The 10,321-nt window shown below is 73.3% G+C and carries 10 protein-coding genes; 7 read left to right on the plus strand and 3 right to left on the minus strand.

Translation table 11 applies throughout. The features are described from left to right. Window positions 1–26 precede the first annotated feature (26 nt). Window positions 27–545: a hypothetical protein gene (locus ACZ7OO_RS14990; protein WP_471504896.1), complete on the plus strand. Its 519-nt coding sequence runs from the start codon at window positions 27–29 to the stop codon at window positions 543–545. A gap of 4 nt (window positions 546–549) precedes the next feature. On the opposite strand, the gene ACZ7OO_RS14995 is transcribed toward ACZ7OO_RS14990, so the two are convergent. After that, window positions 550–1,422, minus strand: a complete 873-nt coding sequence (locus ACZ7OO_RS14995; protein WP_471504897.1) for a spermidine synthase — start codon at window positions 1,420–1,422, stop codon at window positions 550–552. 36 nt (window positions 1,423–1,458) lie between these two features. Beyond that, window positions 1,459–1,863 carry a hypothetical protein gene (locus tag ACZ7OO_RS15000; protein ID WP_471504899.1) on the minus strand — a complete coding sequence of 135 codons (405 nt, stop codon included), beginning with the start codon at window positions 1,861–1,863 and terminating at the stop codon, window positions 1,459–1,461. A 255-nt stretch (window positions 1,864–2,118) separates the two neighbouring features. Here ACZ7OO_RS15000 and ACZ7OO_RS15005 point away from each other — a divergent pair, with 255 nt between their 5' ends. Continuing rightward, window positions 2,119–3,597: a hypothetical protein gene (locus ACZ7OO_RS15005; protein WP_471504901.1), complete on the plus strand. Its 1,479-nt coding sequence runs from the start codon at window positions 2,119–2,121 to the stop codon at window positions 3,595–3,597. 223 nt (window positions 3,598–3,820) lie between these two features. Here ACZ7OO_RS15005 and ACZ7OO_RS15010 read toward each other — a convergent pair whose 3' ends face one another. After that, window positions 3,821–4,417: a histidine phosphatase family protein gene (locus ACZ7OO_RS15010; protein ID WP_471504902.1), complete on the minus strand. Its 597-nt coding sequence runs from the start codon at window positions 4,415–4,417 to the stop codon at window positions 3,821–3,823. A 211-nt stretch (window positions 4,418–4,628) separates the two neighbouring features. Here ACZ7OO_RS15010 and ACZ7OO_RS15015 point away from each other — a divergent pair, with 211 nt between their 5' ends. The 5 genes from ACZ7OO_RS15015 (at window position 4,629) to ACZ7OO_RS15035 (ending at window position 10,230) form a co-directional block, all read left to right on the plus strand. Further along, complete coding sequence (locus ACZ7OO_RS15015) at window positions 4,629–5,582, plus strand: phosphatase PAP2 family protein (RefSeq protein WP_471504904.1); 954 nt, start codon at window positions 4,629–4,631, stop codon at window positions 5,580–5,582. Beyond that, on the plus strand, window positions 5,479–6,684 hold the full coding sequence (locus tag ACZ7OO_RS15020) for a hypothetical protein (protein ID WP_471504906.1): 1,206 nt from the start codon (window positions 5,479–5,481) through the stop codon (window positions 6,682–6,684). The genes ACZ7OO_RS15015 and ACZ7OO_RS15020 overlap by 104 nt, the downstream gene beginning before the upstream one ends. Continuing rightward, the gene (locus tag ACZ7OO_RS15025; RefSeq protein WP_471504908.1) at window positions 6,675–8,264 is read left to right on the plus strand and encodes a hypothetical protein; all 1,590 of its coding nucleotides are present in this window, start codon (window positions 6,675–6,677) and stop codon (window positions 8,262–8,264) included. The genes ACZ7OO_RS15020 and ACZ7OO_RS15025 overlap by 10 nt, the downstream gene beginning before the upstream one ends. Next, complete coding sequence (locus ACZ7OO_RS15030) at window positions 8,261–9,601, plus strand: DEAD/DEAH box helicase family protein (protein ID WP_471504909.1); 1,341 nt, start codon at window positions 8,261–8,263, stop codon at window positions 9,599–9,601. The genes ACZ7OO_RS15025 and ACZ7OO_RS15030 overlap by 4 nt, the downstream gene beginning before the upstream one ends. Before the next feature lie 263 nt (window positions 9,602–9,864). Beyond that, on the plus strand, window positions 9,865–10,230 hold the full coding sequence (locus ACZ7OO_RS15035) for a hypothetical protein (RefSeq protein ID WP_352221007.1): 366 nt from the start codon (window positions 9,865–9,867) through the stop codon (window positions 10,228–10,230). Window positions 10,231–10,321 lie beyond the last annotated feature (91 nt).

Here is a 10,321-nt window from a genome sequence, read left to right on the forward strand (position 1 = left end):
GTACCCCTGAGGCAGTATGGCCCGCGATGCGCAGAGGACTCGTACACGTACTGGCTTGGCTGCTCGCCACGGGCGCGGCGGTCACGCTGTCGTGGTGGGGGGTCCACACGGTGATGGCGGGCACGGCCTACGACCCGCCGCGCGCCCTGCCCATCACGGCGGTGGGCGACGACCCGACGACGCAGGCTTCCAAGCCGCCGGCGTCGGCCACGTCCCGCCCGCCGAGGCCCTCGCCCACCGTCTCCCCCCGCCCGTCGGCGACTCCCACCCCGACGCCCTCCCGCACCCCCGCGGCCACTCCGGCCCCGTCCGCCACCGCGTCCGGGGAGGTCAAGGCCTACGACACGGACGGTGGCCGAGCGGTCTTCGATCTGGGGAAGACCAGCGCGACCCTCGTCTCGGCGACACCGGGGACGGGCTGGTCGATGCAGGTGTGGAAGACGGAGTCCTGGATCCGCATCGAGTTCGGCAAGAGCACGGACCGGGTGTCGGTGTTCTGCACATGGCACAACGGCCCGCCGCAAGTGCAGGTCGAGACCTACTGATCGCTCACCGAAACACCGAAGGCGGCGGATAGGGCGAAGCCACAGCCACTTCATCCGTCACGGCGACCGCCCCACCGGTGAAGTCCCTCAACGCCCGCCCGTGTTCGACGCGCCCGGGGTGAGAGTCGGAAGCACAGCGCCGGGTCAGCTCCCCCACAGGCAGCTGGACGTCGGCCGCGACCAGCACCGCGTTGCCGAACCGTTTCCCCCGCCACACCCCCGCATCCGCCACCACCGCGACCTCCGCGAACCGCGCCACCGCCGTGGCGATCTGCCCCCTGAGGTGCGCGAGCGGCGGCCCGTCCGCGAGGTTCGCCGCGTACACACCCCCCGGCCGCAGCACCCTCCGTACCTCGTCGAGGAACTCCGTGGACGTCAAGTGCGCGGGCGTGCGTGCCCCGCTGAACACATCCGCTATGACCAGGTCCGCCCATCCCTCCGGCACCTTGGCCAGCCCTTCCCGGGCGTCCACGGACCGCACCCGTATCCGCGCGGTCGGATCCACCGGCAGCTCCCGCCGGACCAGTTGGACGAGGGCCGCGTCCCGCTCCACGATCTGCTGCGTGGACCTGGGCCGGGTCACCGCGACATACCGCGCCAGCGTGAACGCCCCGCCCCCGAGGTGCAGGACCTGCACCGGCTTGCCCGGCGGTGCGACCAGGTCGATCACATGGCCGAGGCGGCGCTGGTACTCGAAGGAGAGGTACGCGGGATCGTCGAGGTCGACGTGCGACTGCGGGGCACCGTCGATGAGCAGGGTCCAGGCGCGGCTGCGCTCGGGGTCGGGTATGAGCTGGGCGAGGCCGCCGTCGACGGCCTCGACCACGGCCTCGGCAGCGGCAGCCGACCGGCGCCGTGAGTTCCTGGACTTGCCCATCCCGCCATCTTCGCAGGCAGTAGCCGTACAGGGAATTCAGCAGCAGCTGTCCGCGGCCTTGATCAGCCGTGCCGCCTCCCCGAGCGCCCGGCGCAGCAGCACCGGGTCCGTCGCGAGGTCGGCCTCGTCGGGGGGCAGCAGCCAGTCGGAGCCCTCGACCGGCGGCTCGGGGTTGAGCCGCAGTCCGCGCCCGTCGGTCCCGGTACAGGTGCTGCCGGGGACGTCCCAGCCCGCCGCCGTACCGGCCGGCACCACGAAGCCGAGCGTGTCCGCCCCGTCGTCGTGAAGCACGGGCCCCACCGCGTCCCCGGCCCCCCGGCGCAGGATGTCGACCGCCTCCAGGCCCTGCCGGGCCGGCACCGTCACAAGGTCACATCCCGCATCGTCTGCCGCCGAAGTCCTCGACGGCGTACAAGGATCGTTGCTCTGGCTGGTCTCCATCCCGGCCTCCACCGCGCAGCCCTCTTGTGGTCCATGACGTCCAACGCGCCAGCGCGTCAACGGCTACGGCGGAAGTCAGCCGCAAAGGATGGCAGTTCATGGCAGATCGTGCATGAGATATCCGGTTTGTAGCCAAACGCAGCGTCACGGGTCCGACACAGCAGGTACGTTCTTGCCCGCCGGAATCAAGGGTCCACTCGGACAACTCACCATGAGCCCGGCATGGTTCGACGGTTCGCACGAGAGGACCCGGCCATGGCGTCGTCAACCACGACCCCGTCGCAGCCCGATCGGCCGGTACGGCCGAACCTCGCCTTCCGGCAACTGCGCGGCCGGCACTCGCCGGCCGAGTTCGCCGCGCTGGTTCGGCGTGCCGCCCGCGAGATCGGCGAGCGGGTGAGCTGTGACGCGCGCTATATCGGCCGGGTCGAGGCGGGTGAGATCCGCTGCCCGAACTACGCGTACGAACGGGTGTTCCTGCACATGTTCCCCGGTCGCACGCTCGCCGACCTCGGCTTCGCGCCCCGCTCGTCCGTCCGCGGACGCGGGGCACGGCCGAACGACGACGCGCCTCTCGCACTCGTGAGAGGTGAGACGCAAGGGGCCACCGCGCCGTATCACCCGCAGGACGGGATTCAGCCGCAGGACACGTTTCAACCGCAGGACACGCATCACCCGCAGGACACGTACGAGACGCACGACAACTACGAGGAGAGCGACGTGCTGCGTCGCCTATTCATGACCGGCGGAGGCGCCACAGTGGCCGCCGCCACGCTGGGCCCCCTGGGGTCCACCATCGACGCCGTGGCGGCGAACCGGCCGGTACACCGGGCCGGGTCCTCGCATGCGGCCGCCCTGGAAGAGGCCGTACGCCGGATCCGGCTGCTCGACGACCGGCACGGCGCGGACGGACTGTACCGGCGCGCGGCGGCTCCGCTGCGCGCGGCGTACGCGCTGCTGGACGCGGGCGCGACCCGGCAGACGACCGCCGACCGGCTGCACTCGGGCGCCGGTGAACTGGCCATCTCGGTGGGCTGGCTGGCCCATGACTCCGGCCGCTTCGACGACGCCCGCTCGCACTACGCGGAGGCACTGGCGACGGCGCGGATGACCGGGGACCCGGGGCTGGAGGCGCACGCCTTCTGCAACACGGCGTTCCTCGCGCGGGACGCGGGGCGGCCGAGGGAAGCGGTGCGCGCGGCCCAGGCCGCGCAGCGGGTCGGCCGGCCCCTGGGCTCGGCCCGCCTGATGTCCCTGCTCGCGCTGCGCGAGGCGGGCGGCTGGGCGGGGCTCGCCGACCGCACGGGCTGCGAGCAGGCGCTGGCCCGTGCGCAGGCCCTCTTCGAGCGGGGCCACTCGGACGCCGACCCCGAGTGGATGAGCTTCTACGGAGAGGCCGAGCTGGAGGGCCTGGAGGCGCAGTGCTGGTCCACGCTGGGCGACTGGCGGCGGGCCTCACGGCATGCGCGCAGGGCCGCCGAGCTGCAGAATCCGCACTTCACGAGGAACATCGCGCTGTACACGGCGGAGCTCGCGGACGACCTCGCCCGCGGGGGGCGCCCCGACGAGGCGGCGATGGCGGGGCTGCGGGTCCTGGACCTGCTGGACCAGGTCCAGTCGTCCCGGATCCAGGGGATGCTGGCGGGCACGGCGCGGGTACTGCTGCCGCATCGGCGGGCGAGCGGGGTCCAGGAGTTCCTGGACCGGCATGCGTCTACACCGCGGGGGGTGTAGGGCCGAGACCGGTGGTGAGGGCCGGTGGGCGGCGACTGCGGGCCGGTGGGGGCCGGTCGCGCAGTTCCCCGCGCCCCTGAGGGGGCTGCAGTCGCGTCCGCTGCACAGCTGCGGGCAGTCGTGCCGCTTGGGCGATGGGGGTCCCCCCGCTTAAGCGAAGCCGAGAGTGGGGGAGGGTGGGCGCAGCGGCACCGGCCGGCGCCGGTAAGCGACACCCCGCCGTTCAGCCGGCCAGGTGCCCCAAGTCGTTCCAGCTCTCGATCGCAGGCTCCCCGTAAGCCCACCCCAGCACCGACAGCGATGTCGGGTTCAAGCGGATCCGCGCCGCGAAGTCCAGCCCCAGCCCCAGCCACCGCGCCCCGATCGACCGCAGTATGTGCCCGTGGGCGAAGACCAGTACGTCCCGGTCGGCGGCGCGCGCCCACGCCACCACCTCGTCCGCGCGCGCGGTGACCTCCGCGATCGTCTCGCCCTCGGGGACACCGTCGCGCCAGATCAGCCAGCCCGGCCGGAACGCCTGGATCTCGGCCGGGGTCAGGCCTTCGTACGCGCCGTAGTCCCACTCCATCAGCGTGTCCCAGTGGATCGCACGGTCGCCGAACCCCGCCAGCTCGCAGGTCTCACGCGCGCGTGCCAGCGGACTGGTGCGTATCTCGGCGTCCGCGAGGCCGTCGAGCGGCGGCCGGTGCAGGCGCTCACCCAGCAGCTTGGCCCCACGCCGGCCCTCCTCCAGAAGCGGTACGTCGGTCCTGCCGGTGTGCTTGCCGGACAGCGACCACTCCGTCTGTCCGTGCCGGGCCAGCAGGATGCGCGGTGCCATGGAGAGTGAGCCTTTCGGGAGAAATTCGGAAGCGGGACACCTCCATCATCACCCACGCCGGGAAGACGCAGGGAGCGGGCAACCCGGCGGCCGGTCTCCGCGTCTTTGAGGGCTGAGCGCCCCGCATGGGCGGGAATGCGCGCAACGTAAAGTGTCACGGTCGGCCAGCCGGGCGCCGCGCAGACAGGGACGAGAAGGGGGAGGCAGTCGGATGCCGCAGACCGAGAAACCGGGCACCGAGGTGACTGCGCGAACCCCGCTGCGTTGGTGGACCGAACTGCCGCTGATCCTGCTGGTGTACGGCTGCTACACGGCCGGCCGTCTGCTCGCCCGTGGCGACAACGCCACCGCCATCGACCACGGCCTGGCCATCCTGCGCGTCGAGAAGGCCCTGCACCTCAACGCCGAGCACCCGCTCAACCGCCTGCTCACGCGCGAGGCATGGCTCGGCATACCGGCCGACTTCTGGTACGCCTCACTGCACTACCTGGTCACCCCGGTGATCCTGGTCTTCCTGTTCCGCATGCGCGCCGAGGCCTACCGGCGGGCCCGCACCTGGCTGATGACGTCCACGTTCATCGGTCTGATCGGCTTCACCCTGCTGCCCACCTGCCCGCCCCGGCTGCTGGACACGAAGTACGGCTTCGTCGACTCGATGGCGCAGTACAGCTCGTACGGCTGGTGGGGCGGCGACGCCAGCGCCCCGCGCGGTCTCGGCGGCATGACCAACCAGTACGCGGCGATGCCGAGCCTGCACTGCGGCTGGGCGCTGTGGTGCGGGGTGATGCTGTGGCGCCACGGCGGCAACCGGCTGACCAAGGTGCTCGGCGTGGCCTACCCGCTGCTGACGGCGATCGTCGTGATGGGCACCGCCAACCACTACTTCCTGGACGCGGTCGCGGGCGTGTTCGTGATGGGCGTCGGTTACCTGATCTCGCCGTACGTGACGCGGGTCGCGGACCTCATCCGGGTCCGGGTGACCCGGGGCACCTCACTGGTCGCAGCACGCTCCGGCGGCGCAGTTTCCCCGATTGTCAGTGGTGGATGCCAGACTTCGGCGGGTGAGCGAATTCCATCGCAGCGCGAGTCCCGGCTCGCCTCCGGAGCCGAACCGGACGTCTCCCCCACCGACGCGGGGGACGGCGCTCCGGCACCGGCTCGCTGAGCTGCGCGGCCCCGACGTCCCCGCCAAGGCCCTCGACGCGCGTGCCCTCGCGGCGCTCGCCGCGAACCCCGGGTGCAGGCGGCGGGCGATCCTGGACGGGGCCGGGGTGGACAAGACCGCGCTGGCGAGCGCCCTCGGCTCACCGTCGGCCTTCGGCCAGTCGCAGTTCGCGCTGACCCGGGGCAACGCCTTCGAGGCGAGGGTGAAGGCGGACGGCGGTGCGGAGTTGCTGCGGCTGGTGCGCAAGCACCTCGATCCGGGCGCCGAGCCGGCCGAGCGGGCCGCTGTGCCCGACCTGTCCGCGATCGGCCCCGAGGGGCGTACGGCCCGTACGGCACTGGCGCTGCGCGAGGCCGCCGAGACCAGCGAGACGCACGGCGAGGCGGACGGGACACGCGGCTGGGTTCTCCTCGACCATCCGATGCTGGCCCTCCAGGTGGCCGGCTCCCCGGCGTTCCTGGAGCCGGACGCGGTGGTCGTGCACCCCGACGGCAGCTGGACGGTCGTGGAGATCAAGTCCTTCCCGATGCTGGACGGTTCGGCGGACCCGGCGAAGGTGGGGGCGGCCGCCCGGCAGGCGGCGGTGTACGTGCTGGCCCTTGAGGAGGTCGCGGCCCGGCTCGACCCCACCCCGCGGGTGCGGCACGACGTGCTGCTGGTCTGCCCCAAGGACTTCTCCAACCTGCCCACCGCCTCCGCCGTCGACGTCCGCAAGCAGCGCGCGGTCACCGCCCGCCAACTGGCCCGGCTCACCCGCGTCCAGGACATCGCCGACACCCTTCCGGAGGGCACCTGCTTCGCCCCCGGTCTGCCCACCGAGCAACTGACGGCGGCCGTCGACGCGGTCCCGGCGGCCTACGCGCCCGAGTGCCTGTCCGCCTGCGAACTGGCCTTCCACTGCCGGCAGCGCTCCCGCGCGGCCGACGAGGTCACCACGCTCGGCCGCGCGGTCCGGGCCGAGCTGGGCGGGCTGACCACCGTCCAGGACGTCCTGTCGGCGGCACGCGGCGAGAGCGGCGACCCCGGCGATCCGGCGGTCGCGGCCCTGCGCCGTGCGGCTGCCCTGCGCGCCGAGGCCCTCCAGGAGGCCGCGTGTCCCTGATCACCACCCTCGCCCGTCTCGAAGCCGTGAGCACGGGCACCGCCCAGCCCGCCGCGACCGTCCGCCACCGGCACCTGTCCGAGCGCCCCCTCGTCTTCGTGCCGCTCACCACCTCGGGTGAGGCGGGAGCACCCCTCGGCGCCCTGGTCGGCACCGACCGGGACGCCCCGCGCCTGCTGGTGGTACCGCAGCCGCGCGACCGTGATCTGCGGTTCGCGTTCCTCGCCGAGCTGGCCGACATCGTCCTGCCGTACCTGGACTCCTACGCCGACTCGGTCGAGGCCGCCGAGCGCACCGAGACCGATCCGGAGACCGGAAAGCGGGTCAAGGTCGAGGTGGAACTGTGCGCGGACGCCCCCCAGTTGATCGTCCCGGGCCGCACGGGCATCGAGTACGTACGGCTGCTGGGGCGGTCGATGCGCTTCAGGCGCACGGCGGAGCAGGACCCGGAGGCGCCCTACCCGGCCCCGCCCCGCGTGCCGTTGCTCGGCCGCTGGCTCACCCACTTCGGCGAGCGCGCCCGCGTCCCCGGCTCCTCCCTCCTCCTCGCCATGACGGACCTGCTCTCCCGGCACTGGGCGACCGGGCAGTCCGGCGTCGAGGACCAGCACCTGGGCGCGCTGCTCGCGTGGATCAGCCCGCCGGCCGGCACCTCGGGCGCGGAGGCGGCGCGCCACGCCGAGCTGGCGCGGGACGGCGAAGGGCAGTTGCTGTGCCCGCCGGCCGGCCCGGCCACCGACCCGGCGTTCGACAACAAGCTGCTGGCCCCCGCCTTCGAGCGCTACGACCGCGCCCGCACCGCCCTGGCCGGCGCCGAGGACGGCCTCCAGGCCGACAACCGGCTGGCCATCCTCACCGCCGCCGAGCGGGAGATCCGCGACCTCGTCGCAAGCCGGACCCGGCCCACCTGGGACGCGGTCTGGCGTGGGCTGGATCTGCTGCACCGGCTACCGGAGGGCGCCCGGGTCGAGGAGCGGTGGACCCGCGACCGCTGGTCGTTCACCGGCCACCGCGACCGGGTGCTCGCCGGTGAGCCGCCGCAGCCGCGCCGCGACGACGCGGTCACCGCCGCCAACAAGCTGGCCACCCGCGAGCGCGAACAGGCTCGCCTGGACGCCCAGGAGGCACTGGACGATCCCCTGGTGATGGCGGGGCGGCGGCTGACGGGGGAGGCGTTCGCGGGGGAGGTCCTCGATGTCGTCATGGCGTACAGCGAGGGCAAGCGGCCCAGCCCGCGCCCGCTGGTGACCGTGCGCACGGACGACCGGCCGCATCTCGGGGAGCGTGCGAAGGCGTACCGCTCGCTGGGCGGCAAGCCTCAGTCGATGGAGTTCGTCGGGTACGAGGCCGAGGGAGTCCTGGTGCTCCGGGTCCTGGACAAGATGGGCCGGGGCAGGGAGCCGGAGGAGGGGTCCGTCCCGGAGAAGGGCGACCGGCTCACCTTCACCCTGTTCGAACACGAGCAGCGCGGCGGGGCGAAGCTGCCCGACCCGGAGGCGACCCCGTGGACCCACGGCGGCCCGCCGGGCGAGGCCGCACCGGAGGCGGCCGACACGGTGACCGAGGAGGATGTGCTGTGACGGCCGACGTCGATCTCGACCCGGGTGCGGCCGCCACCCGCGCCACCACCGCGATCCTCCACGACACCCTGCACGGCACCGACCGGGGCGTGGTCGTGGACTCCCCGCCGGGCGCCGGCAAGTCCACGCTGGTGGTCCGCGCCGCGCTCGAACTCGCCGACGCGGGCCGCCCGCTGATGGTGGTCGCGCAGACGAACGCGCAGGTCGACGACCTGGTCCTCAGGCTCGCCGAGAAGAATCCGGAGCTGCCCGTGGGCCGGCTGCACAGCAGTGACGCCGACCCGTACGACAAGGCGCTGGACGACCTGCCGAACGTCCGCAAGTCGGCGAAGGCGGCCGACCTCAAGGAGGCGTCGGTCGTGCTGTCCACCGCCGCGAAGTGGGCGCACGTCACCGTGGACGAGCCCTGGCGGCACGCGATCGTCGACGAGGCGTACCAGATGCGCTCGGACTCGCTGCTCGCGGTGGCCGGGCTGTTCGAACGGGCGCTGTTCGTGGGCGACCCCGGCCAGCTGGACCCGTTCGCGACCGTGGGCAGCGAGCAGTGGGCGGGCCTGTCGTACGACCCCTCGGCGTCGGCGGTCTCCACACTGCTCGCCCACAACCCGGGCCTCCCCCAGCACCGGCTCCCGGTCTCCTGGCGGCTGCCCGCCTCCGCCGCCCCTCTCGTCTCGGGCGCGTTCTACCCGTACACCCCGTTCCGCAGCGGCACCGACCACGGCGACCGGCGGCTGACCTTCGCCGTCCCCTCCGACGGCTCCGGACCCGACCGGGTGATCGACGAGGCGGCGGAGTCCGGCTGGGGCCTGCTGGAGCTGCCCGCCCGGCACACCCCGCGCACCGACCCGGAGGCGGTCCGGGCGGTGGCGACGGTGGTACGACGGCTCCTCGGCCGTGGCGGGGCGGCTCTCTCCGAACGCTCGCCCGACCCGTCCCCGCTCACCGCCGACCGGATCGCGGTCGGCACGGCCCACCGGGACCAGGCGGCGGCGGTCCGCGCGGCCCTGGCGGAGCTGGGCGTGACGGAGGTCACCGTCGACACCGCGAATCGCCTCCAGGGCCGCGAGTACGACGTCACAGTCGTCCTCCACCCCCTCTCCGGCCGCCCCGACGCCACCGCCTTCCACCTGGAGACGGGCCGCCTGTGCGTCCTCGCCTCCCGGCACCGCCAGGCCTGCATCGTCGTCTGCCGCGCCGGCGTGACCGACCTCCTGGACGACTACCCGTCGACGGAACCCGTCCAGCTGGGCACGATCGTGAAGTTCCCGGACGGCTGGGAGGCCAACCACGCGGTCATGGCCCACCTGGCCGAGCACCGAGTGACTTGGCGACCCTGACGGAGGCCCGGCTCACCGGCCCATCCGCCGGACGGAGTCCGGCACGCCGCCGCAGGCGGCCGATCAATACAGCCCGGACGGCTGGGAGGCCAACCACGCGGTCACGGCCCACCTGACCGGGCACCGAGTGACCCGACGACCCTGACGGACACCCGGCCGTGCGCAGAGTGAGCCGACGGCCTTGGGGTGGGCTTGCGCGGGCGCGAGAGAATGGACGGTGGCCATCGAAACGTAGGCACCGAACCGTACGAGGAGGACCAGACATGGCGGAGCCCACGCCGCGTCGGAACGAACCGCGGCTACGCCCCGCGCCCCTGCTCTTCGAGCCAGTGGAAGCGGTCGCCGACCCGGAGCACTTCTTCGGTCTGGAGTCGATCGACGACCCCGGGGCGCTGCTGGCCCGTGCGACCGAGCTGACCCAGGCGTTCCGCGTGGCCACCGACCGGGCGGTGGAGTTCCAGGCCATGGCCGCCGCCCAGCTCGCCGACCCGCGCCGCTTCGACCGTCTGACCCCGGCCGACATCGCCGAGCAGGCCGAGTGGACCGAGGACTACGCGAAGAAGATGGTCGAGTTCGGCCGGGACCTGCTGACGGGCAGCGAGGACGCGGAGCCGGCAGAGCCCGTCTAGAAGGTTGCTGAAGATCTTGTCGTGGGCTGTCCGGCCGTAGGCCGGGCGGCCCTCTTTCGTTATGCGGTGGCCGGGGCGAGGTGCCAGGTGT

It is taken from the genome of Streptomyces sp. NPDC111744 (assembly GCF_055634995.1).